The sequence below is a fragment of the Pseudomonas sp. GW822-FHT03F04 genome (assembly GCF_058801405.1).
Genome location: NZ_JBXANF010000008.1, coordinates 135,903 through 158,665 on the forward strand (window position 1 = coordinate 135,903; position 22,763 = coordinate 158,665).

The 22,763-nt window shown below is 58.7% G+C and carries 20 protein-coding genes, 4 tRNA genes and 2 pseudogenes; 5 read left to right on the forward strand and 21 right to left on the reverse strand.

The genetic code is table 11. The features are described 5' to 3' along the window. The first annotated feature begins 161 nt into the window (after positions 1 to 161). Together AC1RMX_RS20020 and AC1RMX_RS20025 are read left to right on the forward strand one after the other, a co-directional pair. On the forward strand, positions 162 to 452 hold the full coding sequence (locus tag AC1RMX_RS20020; RefSeq protein WP_096821268.1) for a DUF1654 domain-containing protein: 291 nt from the start codon (positions 162 to 164) through the stop codon (positions 450 to 452). Between the two features lie 4 nt (positions 453 to 456). Beyond that, positions 457 to 1,146, forward strand: a complete 690-nt coding sequence (locus tag AC1RMX_RS20025) for an endonuclease (protein ID WP_192560236.1) — start codon at positions 457 to 459, stop codon at positions 1,144 to 1,146. A 54-nt stretch (positions 1,147 to 1,200) separates the two neighbouring features. Here the strand turns inward: AC1RMX_RS20025 and AC1RMX_RS20030 are convergent, their stop codons facing one another. Together AC1RMX_RS20030 and AC1RMX_RS20035 are read right to left on the reverse strand one after the other, a co-directional pair. Next, positions 1,201 to 2,112, reverse strand: coding sequence for a siderophore-interacting protein (locus AC1RMX_RS20030; protein WP_493072823.1), 912 nt, complete (start codon positions 2,110 to 2,112; stop codon positions 1,201 to 1,203). 87 nt (positions 2,113 to 2,199) lie between these two features. Continuing rightward, on the reverse strand, positions 2,200 to 2,568 hold the full coding sequence (locus AC1RMX_RS20035) for an SPOR domain-containing protein (RefSeq protein WP_493072824.1): 369 nt from the start codon (positions 2,566 to 2,568) through the stop codon (positions 2,200 to 2,202). A 250-nt stretch (positions 2,569 to 2,818) separates the two neighbouring features. Between AC1RMX_RS20035 and csrA the strand changes: the two genes are divergently transcribed. Further along, positions 2,819 to 3,013, forward strand: a complete 195-nt coding sequence (csrA, locus tag AC1RMX_RS20040) for a carbon storage regulator CsrA (protein WP_003179932.1) — start codon at positions 2,819 to 2,821, stop codon at positions 3,011 to 3,013. Between the two features lie 218 nt (positions 3,014 to 3,231). Here the strand turns inward: csrA and AC1RMX_RS20045 are convergent, their stop codons facing one another. Next, the gene (locus AC1RMX_RS20045; protein ID WP_102621543.1) at positions 3,232 to 3,687 is read right to left on the reverse strand and encodes a DUF2214 family protein; all 456 of its coding nucleotides are present in this window, start codon (positions 3,685 to 3,687) and stop codon (positions 3,232 to 3,234) included. Between the two features lie 459 nt (positions 3,688 to 4,146). Between AC1RMX_RS20045 and AC1RMX_RS20050 the strand changes: the two genes are divergently transcribed. Beyond that, on the forward strand, positions 4,147 to 4,404 hold the full coding sequence (locus AC1RMX_RS20050; protein WP_096821263.1) for a hypothetical protein: 258 nt from the start codon (positions 4,147 to 4,149) through the stop codon (positions 4,402 to 4,404). Positions 4,405 to 5,142: 738 nt separating this feature from the next. Here AC1RMX_RS20050 and AC1RMX_RS20055 read toward each other — a convergent pair. The 4 genes and pseudogenes from AC1RMX_RS20055 to AC1RMX_RS20070 all read right to left on the reverse strand — a co-directional run. Further along, positions 5,143 to 5,287, reverse strand: a pseudogene (locus AC1RMX_RS20055) (integrase core domain-containing protein); the annotation flags it as partial. A 203-nt stretch (positions 5,288 to 5,490) separates the two neighbouring features. After that, entirely contained in the window at positions 5,491 to 5,703 is a 213-nt protein-coding gene (locus tag AC1RMX_RS20060; protein WP_493072825.1) for a hypothetical protein, read from the reverse strand. Between the two features lie 184 nt (positions 5,704 to 5,887). Next, positions 5,888 to 7,061, reverse strand: a pseudogene (locus AC1RMX_RS20065) (polymorphic toxin type 44 domain-containing protein). A 380-nt stretch (positions 7,062 to 7,441) separates the two neighbouring features. Beyond that, positions 7,442 to 7,518, reverse strand: a tRNA-Val gene (locus AC1RMX_RS20070). A gap of 184 nt (positions 7,519 to 7,702) precedes the next feature. Between AC1RMX_RS20070 and AC1RMX_RS20075 the strand changes: the two genes are divergently transcribed. Continuing rightward, positions 7,703 to 8,986: an NAD(P)/FAD-dependent oxidoreductase gene (locus AC1RMX_RS20075; RefSeq protein WP_273539243.1), complete on the forward strand. Its 1,284-nt coding sequence runs from the start codon at positions 7,703 to 7,705 to the stop codon at positions 8,984 to 8,986. Between the two features lie 52 nt (positions 8,987 to 9,038). Here AC1RMX_RS20075 and AC1RMX_RS20080 read toward each other — a convergent pair whose 3' ends face one another. From AC1RMX_RS20080 to accD, 14 genes are all read right to left on the reverse strand, one after another. Then, positions 9,039 to 10,010 (reverse strand): XdhC family protein, encoded by a 972-nt coding sequence (locus AC1RMX_RS20080; protein ID WP_493072826.1) that lies wholly within the window; start codon positions 10,008 to 10,010, stop codon positions 9,039 to 9,041. 2 nt (positions 10,011 to 10,012) lie between these two features. Then, on the reverse strand, positions 10,013 to 11,248 hold the full coding sequence (locus tag AC1RMX_RS20085) for a c-type cytochrome (RefSeq protein ID WP_493072828.1): 1,236 nt from the start codon (positions 11,246 to 11,248) through the stop codon (positions 10,013 to 10,015). A gap of 2 nt (positions 11,249 to 11,250) precedes the next feature. Further along, the gene (locus tag AC1RMX_RS20090; RefSeq protein ID WP_096821208.1) at positions 11,251 to 11,790 is read right to left on the reverse strand and encodes a (2Fe-2S)-binding protein; all 540 of its coding nucleotides are present in this window, start codon (positions 11,788 to 11,790) and stop codon (positions 11,251 to 11,253) included. Further along, positions 11,783 to 14,614, reverse strand: a complete 2,832-nt coding sequence (locus tag AC1RMX_RS20095; RefSeq protein ID WP_493072829.1) for a xanthine dehydrogenase family protein molybdopterin-binding subunit — start codon at positions 14,612 to 14,614, stop codon at positions 11,783 to 11,785. Before AC1RMX_RS20095 ends, AC1RMX_RS20090 begins: the two co-directional genes overlap by 8 nt. Positions 14,615 to 15,036: 422 nt before the next feature. Next, positions 15,037 to 15,113: transfer RNA gene (locus AC1RMX_RS20100), tRNA-Asp, on the reverse strand. A 93-nt stretch (positions 15,114 to 15,206) separates the two neighbouring features. Continuing rightward, a tRNA-Asp gene (locus tag AC1RMX_RS20105) sits at positions 15,207 to 15,283 on the reverse strand. A 55-nt stretch (positions 15,284 to 15,338) separates the two neighbouring features. After that, positions 15,339 to 15,414: transfer RNA gene (locus AC1RMX_RS20110), tRNA-Val, on the reverse strand. 90 nt (positions 15,415 to 15,504) lie between these two features. Beyond that, positions 15,505 to 16,281, reverse strand: a complete 777-nt coding sequence (locus tag AC1RMX_RS20115; protein WP_096821206.1) for an SDR family oxidoreductase — start codon at positions 16,279 to 16,281, stop codon at positions 15,505 to 15,507. After that, positions 16,278 to 17,489 (reverse strand): O-succinylhomoserine sulfhydrylase, encoded by a 1,212-nt coding sequence (locus tag AC1RMX_RS20120; protein ID WP_493072830.1) that lies wholly within the window; start codon positions 17,487 to 17,489, stop codon positions 16,278 to 16,280. The genes AC1RMX_RS20115 and AC1RMX_RS20120 overlap by 4 nt, the downstream gene beginning before the upstream one ends. 80 nt (positions 17,490 to 17,569) lie before the next feature. Then, a complete protein-coding gene (gene purF, locus AC1RMX_RS20125; RefSeq protein ID WP_007956466.1) occupies positions 17,570 to 19,075 on the reverse strand; it encodes an amidophosphoribosyltransferase in 1,506 nt (501 codons plus the stop codon). Positions 19,076 to 19,116: 41 nt separating this feature from the next. Continuing rightward, positions 19,117 to 19,677 (reverse strand): CvpA family protein, encoded by a 561-nt coding sequence (locus AC1RMX_RS20130; protein WP_007956464.1) that lies wholly within the window; start codon positions 19,675 to 19,677, stop codon positions 19,117 to 19,119. 98 nt (positions 19,678 to 19,775) lie between these two features. Continuing rightward, positions 19,776 to 20,444 (reverse strand): SPOR domain-containing protein, encoded by a 669-nt coding sequence (locus AC1RMX_RS20135; RefSeq protein WP_493066257.1) that lies wholly within the window; start codon positions 20,442 to 20,444, stop codon positions 19,776 to 19,778. Then, complete coding sequence (folC, locus tag AC1RMX_RS20140; RefSeq protein WP_493072832.1) at positions 20,428 to 21,735, reverse strand: bifunctional tetrahydrofolate synthase/dihydrofolate synthase; 1,308 nt, start codon at positions 21,733 to 21,735, stop codon at positions 20,428 to 20,430. Before folC ends, AC1RMX_RS20135 begins: the two co-directional genes overlap by 17 nt. Next, the gene (gene accD, locus AC1RMX_RS20145) at positions 21,732 to 22,652 is read right to left on the reverse strand and encodes an acetyl-CoA carboxylase, carboxyltransferase subunit beta (RefSeq protein WP_096821202.1); all 921 of its coding nucleotides are present in this window, start codon (positions 22,650 to 22,652) and stop codon (positions 21,732 to 21,734) included. The genes folC and accD overlap by 4 nt, the downstream gene beginning before the upstream one ends. Positions 22,653 to 22,763: the final 111 nt, after the last annotated feature.

A 22,763-nucleotide genomic window follows, 5' to 3' on the forward strand; every position in this document is an offset into this window, starting at 1 on the left:
CATCCTGACCGGGCACTTCTCTCACCACTCGCCGCTCTGGCGGGTGGTGCAATTGCCTACACCGCCTTCGCACCTTTCCTGCACAAATATTTCGGATGAGCCACATCAAAACCGGAAAACCGCTGTCAGAGGATTTTCTTGATTTTTAAGCAGTTGCGAAAATGCTTACAGTTAAATACTGTATGCACGTACAGCTTAATAAGGATAACCTCGTGGCCACTTCCTCTGATGCTCCCGATGCTTACGAACGCATGGGCATGCGTGTTCAAAAGATCATCAACTCCCCCACCGCACAAAAAGCCAAAGCCGCTCTGATCTTCCGTCTCCCGGATGAACCGATGGATGAGTGGGAGCGCCTGCTGGAAGAGATCGACGAGAACGACAACGTCACCCTCGCCTATCGAGACGATGGTGGCGTGCAGATTTTCTGGGTTGTACCGAAGGAAGATTGACTCAATGATTGTCCGTTTTTTTGCTTTGCTTTTACTGTTCATTTCTCTAGGCGCCCACGCTGGCGCGCCCCGCACATTCAACGAGGCCAAGAAGATCGCCTGGAAGCTGTACGCCCCACAATCCACCGAGTTTTATTGCGGGTGCAAATACACGGGCAACAAGGTCGACCTGGCCGCTTGCGGTTATGTACCGCGTAAAAATGCCAAGCGCGCCTCCCGCATTGAGTGGGAACACATTGTCCCGGCCTGGGAATTCGGCCATCAGCGCCAGTGCTGGCAGGACGGCGGACGCAAGAATTGCACACGCTATGACCCGAGCTACCAGAAAGCCGAAGCCGACCTGCACAACCTGGTACCCAGCATCGGCGAGGTCAATGGTGATCGCAGCAACTTCAGTTACGGTTGGCTACCGGTCGAAAAGGGTCAGTATGGCTCCTGCCTGACCCAGGTCGACTTCAAGGCGAAGAAGGTCATGCCCCGCCCTTCGATTCGCGGCATGATCGCCCGCACCTATTTCTACATGAGCAAGCAATACGGCTTGCGCCTGTCGAAGCAGGATCGCCAATTGTATGAAGCGTGGGACAAGACGTACCCGGTGCAAGACTGGGAGCGCCAGCGCAATCAGAGCGTGGCGTGTGTGATGGGTCGCGGCAACGAGTTTGTCGGGCCGGTGAACATGAAAGCCTGCGGCTGATCGTTCGCGCAAAAGAAAAGGCCTCGCGCTGCAAGCTCGAGGCCTTTTTTGTGGTTAGCTGCCGGGCTTGTTGTAACGCCAGTAGCCCATCAGATTGAGTGATTCGCGAGGAATACCGCGCTTCTTGATCAGGTATCTGCGCAAATTCATGACCGCAGCGGACTCACCGGCGACCCAGCCATAGAAACCGTCAGTGGCGGTTTCAGCGATTTCCCAGAGAATCTCCTGATCGATATCGACGTCGGCCAGCTCTACAGCCTGATTGACCGTCGATGCGTCGACAGGTAGCACAGCCTTTCGCACCGCCTCCACCATCAGCGTCCCGGCAACCGTCGCTCCCGCCTGCTCTCGGATCAACCACTGCACCGAAAGGCCAGGCCAGTCCGGGACTGCAAGCATGTCCTGGGCACTGTCGACCTCGAAGAACACTTGAGTCTGGGGTGGCTGTGCAAGCGCTGCCAGCTCCTCGAGAATCCCCATCGCGGCGGGCAATGCCGTTGAGTCGGCGACCAGCAAAAGCTGCTGGAGGGTTTGCGGAGGCTTCCATTCAAAGCCACCCGCCTCTTCGGCCGAGAACCGGCAATCGGGCGCAAGAATCTGCATCGACTCGCCCGGCTGCGCCCGAAGAGCCCAGCGCGAAGCCGGCCCGGTTTCGCCATGCAGTACAAAGTCGATGTCGACTTCGCCCTGATCGGCACGCAAATGACGAATGGTATAGGTGCGCATCGCCGGGCGCCGATCCGCCAGCATTGAGCGGAAACGAGCGTACCAACCCTCACCCTGAGAGAGCCGGGCTGGCGAACCGTCCGCAGCCGGAAAAAACAGTTTGACGCGCTGATCAGGCGCCCAGGTTGCCATCTCGGCAACAGCCGGGCTGGCGAGCGTAATCCGCATGAGATGCGGGCTCAGCTGACGCTTGTGACGCAAAACGACGTCGAACAACTTGTAGGGGTTGGCGGAGGCCATGCGGAGCTCCTTCTGAGAATCTTCGGTGACTCCTGTAAAAACGAATCACACCGGACTCCCTTTAGTCAGCTCCGCTGAAAGGAATGCTTACTGCGCTGCGGTACGTTCGATCACCAGCGTCTCGATGTTCTGCTTTTTCGCCTTGATCAGCGCCGCATTCACGTCAGCCTGTTTCGATTCGGCTTCGGCTTGGGAATTGAATGGCCCCAGCAGGATCCGGGTTTTTCCGCTGACATCCTTGATGACATTGGCGATAAACGCATGCTCGATCAACCAGCCGCTGAGGTCACTGACAGCCTGAGGCGTTTCACCGCGCACCTCCAGATCCCACTGCGGCCCGGACACGGCTGCCGGCGCTGCCACCGCTACCGATTTTGGCTTTTGCGCATCCACGCTCTTGCCTTCACCACATCCCGCCAATGCCAGTGCTGCGACTACCCAGACCAATTTGCGCACAACGCTTCCCTCTGAATTCTCGAAAGGGAGATCTTAACATTCGCGAATACTTTCAGAGCCCCGCAAAATGGGCACAAAACAACGAGATTGATGAATGCAGCACCTGTATAGTTACGCGCTGGGAATTAATGCCGCATCTGCGCGTCAGAAAGAGGCACCCAAACCGTGAGACTTCGCACTAATCTATACGTACCACCGACCTCTGCACTGTCTGAATCAGGTGCCCTACAAAGCAATCAAGGAGAAGACCATGCTGATACTCACCCGCAAAGTCGGTGAAAGCATAAACATTGGTGATGACATTACGATCACCATCCTCGGCGTAAGCGGCCAACAGGTTCGCATCGGCATCAACGCGCCAAAGAACGTTGCCGTACACCGCGAAGAGATCTACCAGCGCATTCAGGCTGGCCTGACCGCACCGGACAAGCCACAAACCCCCTGAGCCCTGCCGCAGTCAGTAGCCAGTCCGTTCACCTTCGCGTAATGACTGGCTAAAGATCCGAGCGCCGTATTGCCATCCCCCCACCTCATTGGTGACGGCGCAGGCTATTTCCCCTCCTGCTGCAACTCCCTCCCCCCCTTCTTCGCAACCGATACTAACCATCATTTCAATGGCTGGCTGTCGGACGTTTCCGAATAAAAGCAGGGAATCGCGCCCGCCTAGCCGAACGTCACCCCACGCGCCATCCCGGTGGCCGCTATCACCATCAGAACCAGCAACAGCGCTTCGGCATGACTGATTCGTGCAAACACCTTGGCCCGCCCAGTGTCGAGGGGCGTTCCGCGCGCCTGACCGACGCGCCATTTGATCAACGTAATCATCGGTGCGAGCTCCAGAAGCAGAATCAGCACAAACAGCGTCATCTTCAAATGGAACAAAGGCTGATGCAGATAGTAATCGGCGCCCTTTTCATAACCGCCAAAAGCTCGCATGCCACCCGTGATCAGCAGCACCAGCGCAGATATCCCCCATAGATTGTCAGCGAGCAGAACCCGCCGAACTTCACCAGCCCCGGCAGCCAGTCGGCTGAAGGCCGTTCCGCGTGTCAGGACGGCCCAGAACCCCAAGGCAAATGCCAGCAGATGAACCGCAGCAAGAAACCAATGAAACAGCATCGATGAACCCCCGTCAGACTGAGATGAAAAATCGGCCAGACAGTAGTAGTCGAAAAAGTGTGGACTTGCCCGATGCCGCGCCAGAAAGGCACTCGGGTTGAGGGAGTCGGCAGGACGAAAGCCTGGGGAGAGGTAAATCGCAGGCAAAAAAAATCCCAAGCAGCTGATGGAAGCTTGGGATTTAAAAATGCATAAACCGTGGTGGTGAACGCGGGGCGGATATTACTGATATTTTCATTATGTAACAACGTATTTTTGATAACCGGTTGGTTCAATAAAATCGTAAGCCATTCAATATCCACATTATTTTTATGGTCTGCCAGGATCTGGCTCACCGTATGGCTTTGTGGAAAAACCATCGCCAGCAAGCAAACCCTTTTAGCCGCCCGTCACCCAAGCCGCACGCTCATCTCGTCCCCCCCCTCCAACAAGCAGATACCCTGAACTGAGGATTGGTCGATGAACAGAAAAATCGCAGCACTAGCCTTTGCTGGTCTTTTGTCGGCGAGCCCTATCGTCTCCATTGCCGGATCTGCCGTACCACCTGCCGCCATTCCCGGAGTGAACCAAGGTGGATCCGATTCCAAAGAAGACAAGGCTGACAAAAAAGGTGAAGAAGCATCCGGGTCAAACTCCGGAGCCGAGTCGCATGAAACCGACAAGGATTCAGCCAGCTCAAGCGGCTCGAAAGAAACCACCAAAGAGCCAAAGCAGTGAAGATGGCGCTGCCTGCATGGAAGACGTAGGGTATTGAAGCAATGGGGTTAGCTGGCTTTATACGCCATACTCAGGATTTGACCGCTACTGAAATACTTCGAGTTGTCCATGCAATTGATCCAATCGTCGAAGGTGATCTCGAAACCACGACACACAAGACAGTCGAGCGCAGGGAAGCATTTCCACTTACCCTCGACCAAGCCAGCGGCATATGCCATATGATGAGGCGTCAACCTTCTATAGAAAGTTTTGCGGTGTCACGAAATGAAGCCACATCGTATTTCCTGCATGATCCTTTGCTGCGTAAGCTCATTTGCAAACGCAACGGATGTACCCATCACAAAGGGAATGTCTTTTTTAAGTGCTCGAAAAGAGCTGATCAATCATGGCTGGAAACCATATATCACAAACGAGACAGAGCTAATTGGCACTGAGATCCTGCTCAATAGAAGAGGCGTGGTAGAGGTAGAGCGATGCACACAAGGGGTGCAGTACTGCGAATTCAATTACAAAAAAAACAATAAGTGCCTGGTCATCTCGACGACCGGCGAAGAAATAAAGGACTTGGTCATAAATGGCTGGGGCTTCACATGCCCAGAAAAATACTAGCCATGCGCTAATCGTCGGCCTCGCCTACCGCGGCCGACAACCAAAATGATGAAAACGAATAAGGCGGTGGAGCACATAAAGATGTGCTCCGAGCTGACGCTCGAGGCGGCGCTTTGCAAATCGCAGTGTCTAGTCCTGAAATAGGTTTACACCTGCTTCACCCCAACGCCCGATGCGTTGCATCGGGCGTTTTGTATTTCAAAGACAGGTGCGGACGCTCGTGGTTGTAGATCGAGACCGACTCTCTCACCATCTTTTTCGCCTGCATCAAGTCCTGTGTTTGGCGGGGGCCAGGAACTGGCTGGAGCGATTACGGCAGACTCACTTCGCTCGCTCACACCTTCAGTTTAACCGCCGAGCAGGATGACAGTCCTTTGGTGTGGGCGGACCACCAAATGATTTTTAGATTGGCACGCAGACCGCTTCCACACTGTGCAACATCCCGAAACGGCGGGGTTAGGTTCTGGAAATATCAGCTTATGGTTTCGCCTTGTCCGTAATGCACTGCTTCAAGCGATCAGTATTCGTGCCGCTGTCTTCGCCTCTATCAATGTCGCCGTTCGCATCAAGGTAGATATGCGTCGTCGGCCATTTTTGGGTGATGTTGACGCAATGGTTGCGAGTCTTTTTCCCCCACCAGTAGAACTCCATAAAAAAGCCTTCGTCTGGAAATATGTGGCCGAAGTCCATTGAGGTTTCGCCGGGGTACAGGCCTCCACGACCACTTCTGTAGATCCTGTTCTCTGTATTCCAAACGACTCCAAGACTCTCTGTGGCTTCCTTTGAATAGTGAACTGTTACAGTGGGCGTTGCGACATACCAAAATGCAAACGGTGAGAGCATCAGGAAGAGGACAACAGAGATTCGCCGGTATCTAGTTGGTTTCACATTTATGCTCACGTATACCGTCTCCCCATTCCGTTGGTGCCACTGCCAAAACTTTTTCCATCACCATTTTGGCTGTGATGCCTCCATTTGGGTGCTCCTTGAAAATCTGCACACCTATCTGAATCGATATTCGGTCAGGAGCATCATCTAAGGCGCGTAGCCCCTCAACATTCCCTGAGCGGTGTGGGCCGGGAAGTGGTTTTTCAGGCGTCTGTTGCGTCAGCACTTCTACAAACTTCTCTTTCGCCTTCCGTATGGAGTCCGAGGCAAATTGCTCAACGCCCGCACCGTCTGAAAGAGCGCTTTCAGACAGACCGCCAGCCATACCGACATATCCGTAGTGGACGTTCGACCAGATGTCGTAAAAGTAGTCGTGGGCTCCTTGCTTGTACCAAACCCCACCAAAGAGTTTGAGCAGGATAGGTTTGTGATCCCAAGGGCGATTCTGTCCAACTCGCTCCGTCCAAATGGCCATAGCAGCCGCACCATTTGCAGCCCCTATCGCTTGAGGGCTTGTAGTTCCAATCTGTGCATACCAAGGCAAGTCCATTTGTTTGCGGGTCTCTGCTGCAACGTCGTAGCTCAGCAGCTGTTTCATCTTGAGGACTGCCGGATCGTGAATGTTGCGATTCATCTCGCCAGCAATGTAGCTCGCCGGTTCTTCCATCCTGTCTGGATCATTACAAGCGGCGGGCTTAGTCTCTGGCTGCGTCTTTGCTTTCGGTTCCGCCGAGGCTGCTTTAGAGCCTACCAAGGCGTTCGCCGCTAAGGCTTTCTCCTTGAGCTTAGGGTCAGATAATAAGGTCGCCATCTTCTCATCGTCCACTGAGCCATCTGGCCGGAAAGGTCCCAGCGCCATGAAGTTGATGATTGTTGCCCCCCAGCGTCCCCCATTACAAATCCACCACCGACATCACCTGATCCGGTGATGATTGTTCCGCCATGGCTTGTGGGACTGCCCAAATGGGCCATAGGCCGCCCGTTCACTTGAATCGAGGGAACCCGGTAGTGATAACAGCGCCACACCCACAGGTATCGCCAACACGTGCAGAACCCATGAAGTTGATATTCACGTCGCCACTAGCTGAGGCAATCGGGGTGGTGCCATGACCTGGCATTGGGCAGACATGCTTGTCACCCAATCGTGCAGAGGAAATCATTGATCATCCTTGAGTCGTTGTGAAAAGTCTCAGCCAGTAGCTTGGCAGCGTCGACGCTAGCGGGAAGCTCGAGCAATGGCTGTAGGACAAATCCCAAAAGCCCTACTGAATGTTCCCGCGTTCCGTGTCATTCACCTAGATGCGGAGGATACCGGCTCAAGCTAGGCATGCTGAGTGGAGGCAATGTGCTTATATCGGATATGACATCGCACATTCAGTTATCAAGTATAACCGCCACAAAATCATCCGCTTTAGGCGTTCACATTGCCCAGTGTGAACGAACCCGATCTTTTGTGAACGTTCTGAAGAAACGACAGACAACAAAAAAGGCCCACCTTTCGGTGAGCCCTTCTAGACCGCCCAGCAGAGCGGATTTTGTTTGGTAGGCGCGATTGGACTCGAACCAACGACCCCCACCATGTCAAGGTGGTGCTCTAACCAACTGAGCTACGTGCCTGCTGTGAGGCGGCATTCTACGGAATTCCGGAGGGGTGTCAACACCTTTTTTTCACCTAACCCTATGAATATGCAAAATATTTAATTTCGCCCCGCCGCAAGAAGATTTCCCGGTGGCTGGCGGAGGTTTTTCAACTCGGGTAGGATCGTCGCACTCGTAAAATATATTAAACAGAGGCTGCAGGATGGCGAACACCCCTTACCCAGAGTCTTATTACGCGGCGTCGGCCAACGCCGTACCACCACGCCCTGCCCTGCAGGATGACGTGGAGACGGATGTCTGTGTGATCGGCGCTGGTTATACGGGACTTTCCTCGGCCCTGTTCCTGCTGGAGAACGGTTTTCGCGTGACCGTGCTGGAAGCCGCCAAGGTCGGTTTCGGCGCGTCGGGGCGCAATGGCGGGCAAATCGTCAACAGCTACAGTCGTGACATTGACGTGATCGAGCGCAGCGTTGGCCCAAAGCAGGCTCAATTGCTCGGGCAAATGGCATTCGAGGGCGGCCGGATCATTCGTGATCGCGTCAGCAAGTACAACATCCAGTGCGACCTGAAGGACGGCGGTGTATTCGCGGCAATCACAGCCAAGCAGATGGGCCACCTGGAAGCGCAGAAACGCTTGTGGGAACGCTTCGGGCACACCCAGCTTGAACTGCTCGATCAGCGCCGCATCCGCGAAGTGGTGGCCTGCGATCAATACGTCGGCGGCATGCTCGACATGAGCGGCGGCCACATCCACCCGCTCAACTTGGCGCTGGGCGAAGCCGCCGCCGTGGAGTCCCTCGGCGGCACCATTTATGAGCAGTCGCCTGCGGTGCGTATCGAACGCGGCGCCAACCCGGTCGTGCATACGCCACAGGGCAAGGTCAGGGCCAAATTCATCATCGTGGCCGGCAACGCCTATCTCGGCAATCTGGTGCCGGAACTGGCAGCCAAATCGATGCCGTGCGGCACTCAAGTCATCACCACCGAACCGCTCGGTGATGAACTGGCCAAAACCCTGTTACCGCAGGATTACTGCGTCGAAGACTGCAACTACTTGCTCGATTACTACCGTCTTACTGGCGACAAGCGCCTGATCTTCGGCGGTGGCGTGGTGTATGGCGCCCGGGATCCGGCGAACATCGAAGCGATTATCCGCCCGAAAATGCTCAAGGCGTTCCCGCAACTCAAGGACGTGAAAATCGACTACGCCTGGACCGGCAATTTCCTGCTGACCCTGTCGCGCCTGCCTCAGGTCGGGCGCCTGGGCGACAACATCTATTACTCCCAAGGCTGCAGCGGCCACGGCGTGACCTACACACACCTGGCCGGCAAGGTATTGGCCGAAGCGCTGCGAGGCCAGGCCGAGCGCTTCGATGCGTTTGCCGACCTGCCGCACTATCCGTTCCCTGGCGGGCAATTGCTGCGCACGCCGTTTGCCGCACTGGGCGCGTGGTACTACGGACTGCGCGACAAGCTCGGTTTCTGACGCGCAAAAAAAGGGGCCGCTGAAAAGCGGCCCCTTTTACATCCAGCACGGATTACAGCTGATCTCGCGCAATCCCGCTACGAATCCGCAGGATATCCGCCAGCACCGCCAAGGCAATTTCCGACGGGGTCTTGCTACCAAGGTTAAGACCGATCGGCGCATGAATCCGCGCCAGCTCGCCCTCTCCCAATCCGCCAATCCGACGCAATCGCTCGAAGCGCTTCTGCGACGTCTGCTGCGAGCCCATTACGCCGATGTAGAACGCTTCTGTGCGCACCGCTTCCATCATCGCCAGATCGTCGATACGCGGATCATGGGTCAACGCCACCACCGCCGTATCACGGTGGCAACCACCATCGGCGATGAACACCGACGGCAATTGCCGGCGAATCTCCACGCCATTGAGCACCACACCTTCCAGCACCTCTTCACGCGGGTCGCAGAGAATCACCTCGAAACCGAGACCCACTGCGAATTCCGCACACGCCTGCGCCACGCTGGAATAGCCGGCCAGCAACAAACGCTGAGCAGCACCGATGCGGATCCGTACCCGGTCGATTTCACGCTCGATCCGCGCACCCTGCTCGCGATCCGCAAAAAGGCTACGCGCGCCCGTGGCCAGATCGACCTCGCGAATCAACCGGCGCTGACCCAGCAACGCCGATTCAAGCTCACGCAGATGCGCCTGCACTTCGCAGTCAGCGTCAAATTTCTCTACCAGCACATCGAGAATGCCGCCACAGGGCAGGCTGACCCGCGAACGCGGATCGTCCCCTTCGCCATAACGCACCACGTTGATCGCATCGAGAAATGCACCTTCGGCGACACGCTCGAGAAAATCTTCCTCGACGCAGCCACCGGACAGCGACCCGATCCACTGTCCGTCGTCGTTCACCGCCAGCAGCGAACCCGGCGCGCGAGGCGCCGAGCCGTAGGTGGTCAGCACGGTGCAGAGCCAGATGCGCTGCCCCGCTGTCGACCACTCCAGCGCCCGCCGCACAACCTGCAGATCGAGATGCTGCATGATCAGTGCGCCTTGTGCTCGATGGACGGAGCGTCAGCCTTGAGCTTCTGCACATCGCCCACCGCCAATTCAGCAGACTGACCACCCCAACCCTGACGCAGGTAGTTCAGCAGATCGGTCAGTTGTTCGGTACTGAGCTTGTCGGCAAAACCGGGCATCGGCTGCATGTGTTCGAACCCGGCGAATTTCTGTTCGCCGATACCATCCTCGATCACTCGCAACAGGTTGCGTGGGTCTTCCAGACGCAGCGTGGTGTTGCCGCGCATAGCCACCGCGATGTGCGGTTTGCCTTCGCCACCAGCCGCGTGACAGCCGGCGCAGACGTTCAAGTATTCCTGACGACCGCGTTGAGCGCTGGCACTGAGTTTTTCCACCGGCACTTCGGCCAGCTCTTTCGCTGCTGGCGGCTTGTCGCCGAGCAGGAATGTTGCCATCGCCGCCAGATCCGGATCATTCAGGCCCTGGGTGCTGTTGTGGAACACCGGGAACATTTCGTTGAACATCGTGCCCTGAGCGCTCATGCCGTGCTTGAGGAACGTGCTCAGGTCCTGATGGTTCCAGCCGCGCGCCGCCAGATCCGTCGCCAACAGGCTAGGTGCCAGATAGCCGTTGAGGATGCCGCCGGTCAGGCGCTTGTCCAGTTGCATCGCGCCAGGCAAGCCGCGCGGTGTATGGCATTCGCCGCAATGACCAAGCACTTCGACCATGTACTGGCCGCGCTTCCAGGCGTCGCTTTTGCCTTCGGCAGACTCAAGCTTCAAAGCCTTGCCGTACATCATGTTCCAGCCCATCAGGCCCGGGCGCACGTTGAACGGGAAGCTCAGGCTCGTCACCGGCGCAGCACGCTCGATCGGCTCGACAGTTTTCAGGTACGCATGGATCGCATCCGAATCCGCACGCGGCATCAAGTGATACGACGTGTACGGCATCGCCGGGTACAGGTTGGCGCCATCACGACGCTTGCCTTCAGTCAGCGCAGCGAAAAATTCGTCATCGTTGTACAAACCGATGCCGTGTTCTTTGCTCGGCGTGATGTTGGTGCCGTAGATCGTGCCGAACGGCGAGACGATCGGCAGGCCGCCGGCAAACGGCGCGCCGCCTGGTGCCGTGTGGCAAGCCATGCAGTCGGCCGCGCGGGCGAGGTATTCGCCGCGCTTGGCCTGATCATCCGCGTGCGCCGCCAACACAGGCGCAGCCAGCCCGACCGCCAGGGCCAGGCGGGTCAGTAATTGCTTCATGCTCAACCCTCCTTGACCAGGCCGAGATCGGTCAGCACGTTGCGGGTGGCGTTGTAGTAACGCACGTACCCGGTGCAACGGCAGACGTGATGGCCGAGGCTGTCCTCGATAACTTGTTCCAGCTTGCTTTTGACGATCGGCTGGCGCTGCAGCTTTTCCACCAGCACGGTCGCGGCGTTGACGAAGCCCGGCGCGCAGTAGCTGCACTGGAAGGCGAATTCATCGACGAAACGTTGCTGGATCGGGTTCAGCTCGGTGACCTGGCCTTGCTCGTCACGCTTGGCATGACCTTCGATGGTGCGGACTTTCTTGCCTTCGAAGTAATGCGCGCCGGTGATACAGGTGCGCACTTCTTCGCTGGTGCCGTCCGGGTTGTCGACGATCACCACGCAGGCATGGCAAATGCCCTGGCCACAGCCCAGGCGCGAACCGGTGAGATTCTTGTATTCGTGCAGGTAGTCGATCATCGGCAGGTCATCAGGGATGTCCACCGGGCCGACGGTTTGACCGTTGAGGGTCAGTTGAAGCGGACGGTTAGCCATTGAGGGCCTCCTTGATGCGCGCAGCAGTGATTGGAAGATCGCGGACACGTTTGCCGATGGCGTGCGCCACGGCGTTCCCGATGGCGCCAACCACCGGGATCATCACCACTTCGGCGATGCCTTTGGACGGGTCGCTTGGCGAGAGCGGCGGCAGGATCTCCGCGGTCTGCTTCCACACCGCCACGTGGCGCGCCATCGGCAGGCGATAACGGTTGAAGTTCCAGTCACCCTCCCCCGGCCCGCCTTCGTACAGCGGCATCTCTTCCATCAAGGCGTGGCCGATACCCATGGCGATCCCGCCTTCGAGCTGGCCACGGACCAATTCTTCGACCAGCACCCGACCGCACTCCAGCCACGAGTGATGGTTGAGCACTTCGACTTCTGCCGAACCTTTATTGACCTTCAACTCGACCAGCGTCGCCACCGGGCTGTAGTAGGTCACGGCGGCGTTGTTCAGCTGAACCACCGGATAGGCGATGTTCTGCCGATCCAGCAGATGGAAACCGTCGCTGGTCATCTGCGCTTTCTTGGCTTTCGGGGCGCCGTCGCCGTACTTCACCGCCAGACCGTCCAGCGGCAGACGCTCGCGTACGCCGTCGATGCTGTATTCGGCTTCTGCCCAGCTCCAGCGGTTGAAACCGTGGACCGTGGCGGCGGTGACCAGACCGCGCTCGTGAGCATGTTTGGCCAGTTCTTCGAAAGTCAGTGGCTGCATACCGTTGGCAGTCAGTTTGCCGTCGACCCAATGCGCATCTTCGCGACGCACCACGTAGGGGTTGGCCTGGCCGCCGTACGGGCCCTGACGCCAGATCTCCAGCGCCGCCGGCCACAAACCGTGGTTAAACAGCACGCGCGCCGCTTCACGGGTGGCGTGGCTGAAGTAGTAGGCGGAGTTGGTCGCGGACGAGGCTGAAGCCAGTTTGCCGACCCAGCGCGGGTTGCGCAGGAAGTTGTCCTGCTCAGCCTGGCTCATGATGTAAGGGTTGCCGGCGGTGACCAGCTGCATTTCCTTCCATTCGGTCTCGCCGGTCTTCACGTCGTGCGCCGGGCTGCCGAGGAAATCAGCGACCACCAGGGCTTGCGAAGTGGACATGCCGGTACCGATCTCGATACCGATGTGACGCAGGGAAATGCGCCCTTCAGCGGTGAATTCGATGCTGGCCATCGGCGCTTCGGAACCGGTGCCGAAGTCTTTCTGGCAAATGGCGAAACCCACGCCATACCAGTTGTCCGGATCCGCCGCTTCACGCTGTTTCTTGATCGCGTCGCGGTTCTTCCAGACTTCGTGCAGTGAAGCCTTGTCGAGAATCTCGTGCAGGCGCAGCGCACCGGCCGGGATCGCGCCCTGGGTGTTTTTCATCCCCGAACGCAGCGCGTTCTTGCGACGCAGATCGATCGCATCGACACCGAGGCGGTCGGCGATTTCGTCGACCATCATTTCGGTGGAAGCCATGCTCTGTAGCGTGCCGTAGCCGCGCATCGAACCCGCTTCAACCCCGCGGGAGTGGTAAGCGGTAACTTGCAGATCGTTCTGCGGCATGTAGTAGATCGACTGAGCCGCCGTTGCGCCAACCGCAGCCACCGACGGGCTGTAGTTGATCCGACCGCCACCATCGACGCTCATTTCGGCGCGGAAAATCTTGAAGCTGTGGTCGGTCTTGTCCACCGCCAACTGGTAACGAATGTCGAACGGGTGACGCTTGATGCCGCTCTGGAACTGCTCGTAGCGGTCGTTGGCCAGGCGAATCGGCACACCCGCGCCATACAACGCCGCCAGGGCCGCGTAGTAGACGAAAATGTTGTGGTCCTTGGAACCGTAACCGACGGTGTAGCCCGGGTGCATGTTCAGGCTGGCCAGGCCGAAGCGCGACGGCGAGATCATCTTCGCGGTCTCGGTTGCAGCCTCCAGCGGGCACTGGGTGGCGACGACGAAATGCAGGGTCTTGGTCGCAGGGTCGTACCAGCCGTTGCCGTTGTCCGGCTCCATCGCAGCAGGCTCGATAGACGGGGTCTTGTAACGCTCGTCGAACACCAGCCAGTTGTCCGGCGGGGTGTCGATCTCTTTCTTCATGCGGTCGGCGTAGAACAGGCCGCGCTCGGTCAGGTTGCCGTGCAGGTTCGGCTGGGAATTCCATACCGGGCGACGGTTTTTCAGCATCGGAAACAGGATCGAATCCTTGAGGCTGGCGAACTCGTCTTCGTCCGCCGACGTCGGGCCACCGACGCGCACGTAGCGGAAACTGCCATAGGGATCGCCTTCGTAGAACGGCACTTGCGCACCGTAACGAATCGCTTTGTCATTGAATTTGAGTTTGTTCTTGGCCTGACGGAAACGCTCGAAATCGTTCCAGATCAGGATGGCCACCGGGTGACCGATGAACATCGGCACCTTGCCCTCAGGCAGCAACGGATCCGGAGCGTGCTCTTCCGGGAATACGATGCCGTCCTTGTCCAGGTCGGCAGCGGTGACGATGCGATCAGGCTGCAAATCGGCGCCGAGCCACGACAGGTCATAGCCATCGTAGATTCGGTCGGCCTTGATGGTTTTCAGCAACATGGCGTGGCCTTGCTGCTGGGGCCAGCCCGGCATGTCCTTGGAGCGGATGTCGCGGGCAAACACCTTGCTGCCGCAGACCTTGGACAAGGCATCGTTACGCTGGCGCGCCTTGCCGTTGTTGCCGAGCCACTGCTCGGACGGCACGGTCACGCTGTTTTCCATCAAGGCAGCCAGCGCCTGACTGCTGAGCGGCGTGAGCGTAACGCTCACACCCGCCACCAGCCCGCCCTGAAGGAACGAGCGCCGGGATATTTCACGGTTGGACATGGATCATCCTCTGGGCGGTTATGGATCCGCCCTTCTGGTTATCTACTGGGAATCTCGAGTCTTGCAGAAGCCCTTTTTGGCTAAACAAAGGACGTGATGACAGTGCAAAGCTGACCGAAAGGTTAACTTTAAAGGTTTCTGCGCTCGCAGCAAACAACCAGTTACAAAAATCTGACTAAAGAATCAAAAATCAATGCGACATCGCATCGCAGCGACCCATGGACGCAGGGGAGACTGTCCGGCGGCATCGAACGAGCCACAGCTGCGTTCGTTGCAGGACAACAAAAAGAGGAGTTTTGGAGAGGTCAAATTTCAGACACAAAAAACCCCGGTCTTTCGACCAGGGTCTTTGCTATCGATTCCGAATCAACCAAAGGTTGCTTTCGGTGTTTCAAGGCGTTCAGTGGTCCTTGAAACAGATATGGCGCAGCGGACGGGACTCGAACCCGCGACCCCCGGCGTGACAGGCCGGTATTCTAACCGACTGAACTACCGCTGCGTATCGCTTTGAGCTGACGCTCAAGTAACTCGTTTGACTGAAAGCTTCGGTGCTTTTCAATCGCGAACCAGACAGTGTCTGACTCGTTAAATATGGCGCAGCGGACGGGACTCGAACCCGCGACCCCCGGCGTGACAGGCCGGTATTCTAACCGACTGAACTACCGCTGCGCGTCGGTGGAGGCACTTTCAGCCTACCTCTTGCTTTCGCAAGTTTCTCGGGGAGTGGTGGGTGATGACGGGATCGAACCGCCGACATTCTGCTTGTAAGGCAGACGCTCTCCCAGCTGAGCTAATCACCCGTTTGCATCTCCGAGGCCGCGAAATTTACGCAGGTAGCGAACCTAAGTCAATAGCAGGATTGAAGTTTTTCTCAAAAAGACAAAAACATGTCATTCCGAGTAGATCATCTTCTTGGTCATGCCGCCGTCGACCACGAATTCCTGCCCCGTCACAAACCCGGCATTCTTCGACAGCAGCCAGGCCACCATCGCCGCCACGTCCTCGACCGTCCCTACCCTGCCCGCCGGATGCTGGGCATGATCGATATCGGTCAGAGGCTCGGCGCGGCGCGCAGAGGGATCCCGCGCATCGATCCAGCCCGGACTGACCGCATTGACGCGAATCTCCGGCCCGAGGCTGATCGCCAGTGCGTGAGTCAACGCCAGCAAGCCGCCCTTGCTCGCCGCATAGGCTTCGGTATCAGGTTCCGATTGCGCCGCACGGGTCGAGGCCAGATTGACGATCGCCCCGTTGTGCGCCCGCAGATACGGCGCACAATGCTTGGCCAGCAACATCGGACCACTGAGATTCACTGCCAGCACCCGATTCCAGTAGGCCAGATCCAGGCTTTCCAGCGTGATGTTGTGCGGATCGGCCACCGCCGCGTTGCACACCAACGCATCCAGACGACCGAATTGCCCCAACACTTCAGCGACGCCGAGCGCCACCTGGCTTTCATCCGCCACGTCCATGGCGATGAACCAGGCATTCTCACCCAGCACTTTCGCCACTTTGGAACCACGCACCCGATCCAGATCCGACAGCACCACCTGCCAGCCTTCGCTGATCAGCCACGCCGCGATCCCCAGCCCGATTCCGCGAGCGGCACCCGTGACCAGCGCAACGCGGCCATGGGTGCCCGTCTTCGGAGTGGACAACTCGATCACAACGCCGCCAGACCGCGCGCCAGATCGGCTTGCAGGTCAGCGACGTCTTCCAGACCGACCGCGATGCGGATCAGGCTGTCACGAATCCCCGCCGCTTCACGCTCCTGCGGCGCCAGACGGCCGTGGGACGTGGTGCTCGGGTGAGTGATGGTGGTCTTGCTGTCACCCAGGTTGGCGGTGATCGAAATCAACCGGGTCGCATCGATAAAGCGCCAAGCGCCCTCTTTGCCACCCCTCACCTCGAAGCTGACCACCGCACCGAAGCCCTTCTGCTGACGCTGGGCCAGTTCGTGCTGCGGATGGCTCTTGAGACCGGCGTAATGCACTTTTTCGATGCCGTCCTGCTGCTCCAGCCACTCGGCCAGTTGCTGGGCGTTGGCACAGTGCGCCTTCATCCGCAGATTCAGGGTTTCCAGACCCTTGAGGAAGATCCAGGCGTTGAACGGGCTCAGGGTTGGCCCGGCGGTACGCAGGAAGCCGACGATTTCTTTCATCTGCTCGCTGCGACCGGCAACCACGCCGCCCATGCAACGACCCTGGCCATCGATGAACTTGGTGGCCGAATGCACAACGATGTCTGCGCCCAACTTCAGCGGCTGCTGCAACGCCGGCGTGCAGAAGCAGTTGTCGACCACCAGCATCGCGCCCTTGGCGTGAGCGATTTCCGACAGCGCGGTGATATCCACCAGCTCAGCCAGCGGGTTGGACGGCGACTCGACGAACAGCAGTTTGGTGTTGGACTTGATCGCCGCATCCCAGGCCGACAGATCGGCCAGCGGAACGTAATCGACTTCCACGCCGAAACGCTTGAAGTACTTCTCGAACAGGCTGATGGTCGAACCGAACACGCTACGCGACACCAGCACATGATCGCCGGCACTGCACAGACTCATCACCACCGCCATGATCGCGGCCATGCCAGTCGCCGTGGCTACGGCTTGTTCGGCGCCTTCCAGCGCAGCAATGCGCTCTTCGAACGAGCGAACGGTCGGATTGGTATAACGCGAGTAAACGTTACCCGGCACTTCCCCGGCAAACCGCGCAGCGGCGTCGGCGGCGGTACGGAACACGTAGCTGGAAGTGAAGAACATCGGATCACCGTGCTCGCCTTCCGGCGTACGGTGCTGACCGGCACGTACGGCCAGGGTATCGAACGCTACGCCTTCAAGGTCGCTGTCCAGCCGACCGGCATCCCATTCCTGACTCATGCTGTCACTCCTTGCCCTGTTCTCGATAAATAAAAGTCTTTTGCCAGATACAAAACCGGCCCCTAAGGGCCGGTTGAAACTCAGTTGTTGTACAGATCGATGATCGCACTGACCGCCTGGGTCTTGACCTTCGAGGCATCGTTGCGTGCCTGTTCGATCTTGTTCAGGTAAGCCTCATCGACGTCGCCGGTGACGTACTTGCCGTCGAACACTGCGCAATCGAAGTTTTCGATCTTGATCTTGCCGCCGCCGACCGCTTCGATCAAGTCAGGCAGGTCCTGATAGATCAGCCAGTCAGCGCCGATCAGGTCAGCGACATCCTGAGTCGAACGATTGTGCGCGATCAGCTCGTGAGCGCTCGGCATGTCGATGCCGTACACGTTCGGGAAGCGCACAGCCGGAGCGGCCGAGCAGAAGTAGACGTTTTTCGCGCCGGCTTCGCGGGCCATCTGGATGATCTGCTTACAGGTGGTGCCGCGAACGATCGAGTCATCCACCAGCATCACGTTCTTGCCGCGGAATTCCAGCTCGATGGCATTGAGCTTCTGGCGTACCGATTTCTTGCGCGCAGCCTGGCCAGGCATGATGAAGGTACGGCCGATGTAACGGTTCTTGACGAAGCCTTCGCGGAATTTCACGCCCAGATGGTTCGCCAGCTCGAGTGCGGCAGTACGACTGGTGTCCGGAATCGGGATAACCACGTCGATGTCGTGCTCAGGACGTTCGCGCAGAATCTTCTCGGCCAGCTTCTCACCCATGCGCAGACGGGCCTTGTAGACCGACACGCCGTCGATGATCGAATCCGGACGCGCCAGGTAGACGTGTTCGAAGATGCACGGCGTCAGGGACGGGTTGGTCGCGCACTGACGGGTGTGCAGCTTGCCGTCTTCAGTGATGTAGACCGCTTCGCCCGGTGCCAGGTCGCGAATCAGGGTGAAGCCGAGCACGTCGAGCGAAACGCTTTCGGAAGCGATCATGTACTCGACGCCTTCGTCGGTGTGACGCTGGCCGAACACGATCGGGCGGATGCCGTGAGGATCACGGAAGCCGACGATGCCGTAACCGGTCACCATCGCCACGACCGCGTAACCACCGACACAACGGTTGTGCACGTCGGTCACCGCAGCAAACACGTCTTCTTCAGTCGGCTGCAACTTGCCGCGCTGGGCCAGTTCGTGGGCGAACACGTTGAGCAGCACTTCCGAGTCGGAGCTGGTGTTGACGTGACGCAGATCGGATTCGTAGATCTCTTTGGCCAACTGCTCAACGTTGGTCAGGTTACCGTTGTGCGCCAGGGTGATGCCGTACGGCGAGTTGACGTAGAACGGCTGGGCCTCGGCCGACGTCGAGCTGCCGGCAGTCGGGTAACGGACGTGACCGATACCCATGTGGCCGACCAGGCGCTGCATGTGACGCTGCTGAAACACGTCACGCACCAGGCCATTGTCCTTGCGCAAGAACAACCGGCCATCATGGCTGGTCACGATACCGGCAGCGTCCTGGCCGCGGTGCTGGAGCACGGTTAGCGCGTCATACAGCGCCTGATTGACGTTCGACTTACCGACGATACCGACGATGCCACACATGCGACGCAACCCCTACTTAATGGATCTGAACTGAACAACACTCACTGAGGCGTTTTGGCCGACGGCAAGAGTTGCTCCTTGAACGGAATATCAGCGGGTACGCTGATTCCGCTGGCAAGCCACTGACTGCTCCACCCGAGAATCAGGTTCTTGGACCAGTCTGCGACCAATAGAAACTTTGGCACGAGCTGTGATTCTTTCCACCACCCGTCCTGCTGTACCGGCCCCAGGCTCAACAGCCCGACCGCCACGACCACCAGCAACACGCCACGCGCAGCGCCGAAGGCCATGCCGAGGAATCGATCGGTCCCGGACAACCCGGTGACGCGAACCAACTCGCCGATAAGATAATTGATCATTGCGCCCACGATCAGTGTGGCGACAAACATGATGGCACAGCCCGTGATCACACGAGCCGATGGCGTTTGAATGTATCCGGCGAGGTACTCGGACAATGAGCCACCGAACATCCAGGCAACAGCTCCTGCGATGATCCAGGTCACCAGCGACAATGCTTCTTTGACGAAGCCGCGGCTCAAACTGATCAATGCGGAGATGGCGATGATTGCAACGATCGCCCAGTCAACCCAGGTAAATGGCACAGTGCAGCCTACAGACGGATAAGGCGGCGCATTTTAGCAGAGCGCAGGGCTGTCGGTAAGCTGCGAATGTCAGTGCATTTCAATCGAGGTGATAGTTTTCAGCCACGCTCGGGCTGGAAGCGCACCACAAACCCCTTGAGGTTCTGCTGGCGACTCAACAAATCGCGCAAACGATCGGCTTCGGCGCGCTCGATCAGCGGACCGACGAACACCCGGTTCTTGCCATCGGCGGAACGGATGTAAGCGTTGTAGCCCTGACTGCGCAGGGTCTTCTGCAGGCTTTCGGCGCTGGCGCGGCTCGACAGACTGGCCAACTGCACCGACCAGCTCACTGACAGGCCATTGGCGTCGACGCGACTCTGGGTGGTATCCGGTTTGGCGGACAGCGCAGCGATCGGCTGGGCCGGGGCTGCGGCAGGCTTGGCCACCGGAGCAGGCGCCGGAGCAACCGCAACCGGCTTGGCTACGGGCGCAGGAACCGGAGCTGCAGGCGCAGGCGCAATCGGTGCCGCTGGCGCCGCCTGCTCGGCAACTTCGTCATCGCTCGGTACAGGCTCTTGCGGCAGAACCTGCGGCTCAGGCACTGCCACTGTCTCCATCTGGATCTGCGCCACGGCGGGTGTCTGCGGTGCAGCCGGCGCCTCGACGGTCACCTGACGTTGTTCGTCCTGACGGGAAAACAGCATCGGCAGGAAAATCACCGCCAGCGCCACCAGCACCAGGGCACCGACCATGCGTTGCTTGTACGCCTTATCCAGCAAAGCCATTTGCTGCTTCCTCCGTGGAGCGCCGAGACAGCCATTCAAGGGCCTCGGCGACACAATAAAATGATCCGAACAGCAAGATCTCGTCGTCGCTGGTGGCCACTGCGCACTGCCCTTCCAGAGCGGCCGCCACGCTGTCATAAGACGTGACCGAGGCGCCAAGGTTCTGCAATGCCTGATTCAATTCAGCCACCGGACGCGCACGCGGCGAATCCAGCGGCGCCACCGCCCAATGCTGGACGCTGGCATTCAATTCACCGACCACACCGTCCAGATCCTTGTCCGCCAACAGGCCGAACACGGCCAGGCGCTTGCCGACCGGTGGACGAGCAGCCAGACGCCGGGCCAGGTACTCCGCCGCATGCGGGTTATGACCGACATCCAGCAACAGGTTCAGGCGCTTGCCATTCCATTCGAACGAACGGCGATCAAGACGACCGACCACGCGAGTCGCCCGCAAAGCCGCAACAATCTGTTGAGCATCCCAAGGCAACCCGAGCAGCAGATAAGCCTGCAAGGCCAGCGCGGCATTTTCCATCGGCAGGTCAAGCAGCGGCAAATCACGCAGCTCTACGACCTGACCGTCAGCATCAGTGCCACGCCACTGCCAGAATTGATCAGTGATGCCGAGATCGAAATCGCGCCCACGCAGGAAGAACGGGCAAGCAAGCTCGCGCGCCTTGTCCAGCAAAGGTTGTGGAGGATTCAGATCGCCGCACAGTGCAGGTTTGCCCTGACGGAAAATGCCGGCCTTCTCGAAGGCCACGGATTCGCGGGTATTGCCCAGGTAATCGGCATGATCAACACCGATGCTGGTGACCAGCGCGATGTCGGCATCGACCACGTTGACCGTGTCCAGACGCCCGCCCAGACCGACTTCAAGCACCACCGCATCGAGCCCGGCCTGTTGAAACAGCCAGAACGCCGCCAGGGTGCCCATTTCGAAGTAAGTCAGGGAAGTCTCGCCCCGCCCGGCCTCGACCGCCGCGAAGGCTTCGCACAGCTGTGCATCAGTGGCTTCGACGCCATTGAGCTGCACCCGCTCGTTGTAACGCAGCAGATGCGGAGAATTGTAGACACCAACGCTCAGACCCTGCGCCCGCAGCAACGAAGCCACGAAAGCGCAGGTCGAACCCTTGCCGTTGGTGCCGGTGACCGTAATCACCCGAGGCGCCGGCTGGCCCAGCCCCATGCGGGACGCTACCTGTTGCGAACGTTCCAGCCCCATGTCGATGGCCGATGGATGCAACTGCTCGAGGTAGGCGAGCCACTCGCCAAGGGTGCGCTCGGTCATACGTTGGCAGGCACCGGCGGAACGACGATCGGCTCGATCGGCGCAGCAACGAAGGTCGGGGTCGGCTTGCCGGTCAGTTGCGCCAGCAGATTACCCAGACGTGGACGCAGTTCACGACGGTCGATGATCAGGTCGATTGCACCGTGCTCCAGCAGGAACTCGCTGCGCTGGAAACCTTCCGGCAGTTTTTCGCGAACGGTCTGCTCGATCACGCGCGGACCGGCGAAGCCTATCAGGGCTTTCGGCTCACCGACGATGACGTCGCCGAGCATTGCCAGACTGGCGGAAACGCCGCCGTAGACCGGATCGGTCAGCACGGAGATGAACGGAATGCCTTCTTCACGCAGACGCGCCAGTACGGCCGACGTCTTGGCCATCTGCATCAGCGAGATCAGGGCTTCCTGCATCCGCGCGCCACCGGAGGCGGAGAAGCAGATCATCGGGCAACGGTTTTCCAGGGCGTAGTTGGCGGCGCGCACGAAGCGCTCACCGACGATGGCGCCCATGGAACCGCCCATGAAGCTGAATTCGAACGCCGAAACCACCACCGGCATGCCCAGCAGGGTGCCGCTCATGGAAATCAGTGCGTCTTTCTCGCCGGTCTGCTTCTGGGCAGCGGTCAGACGATCCTTGTACTTCTTGCCGTCGCGGAACTTCAGACGGTCAACCGGCTCCAGGTCAGCGCCCAGTTCGGCACGGCCTTCGGCATCCAGGAAAATGTCGATGCGCGCACGTGCGCCGATGCGCATGTGGTGGTTGCATTTAGGGCAAACGTCCAGGGTCTTTTCCAGCTCCGGACGATACAGCACAGCCTCGCAGGACGGGCATTTGTGCCACAGACCTTCAGGCACCGAGCTCTTCTTGACCTCCGAACGCATGATCGAAGGGATCAGCTTGTCTACCAACCAGTTGCTCATGCTTTCTTTCTCCAGTACCGGCGGCCCGAACGCTCTGGTTCGCGGCCCCGCGTATGCCCTTCAGCTAAATTCATGTGTGGCGATGATCGTCTGGGCTGCCGGGTCAGCGGA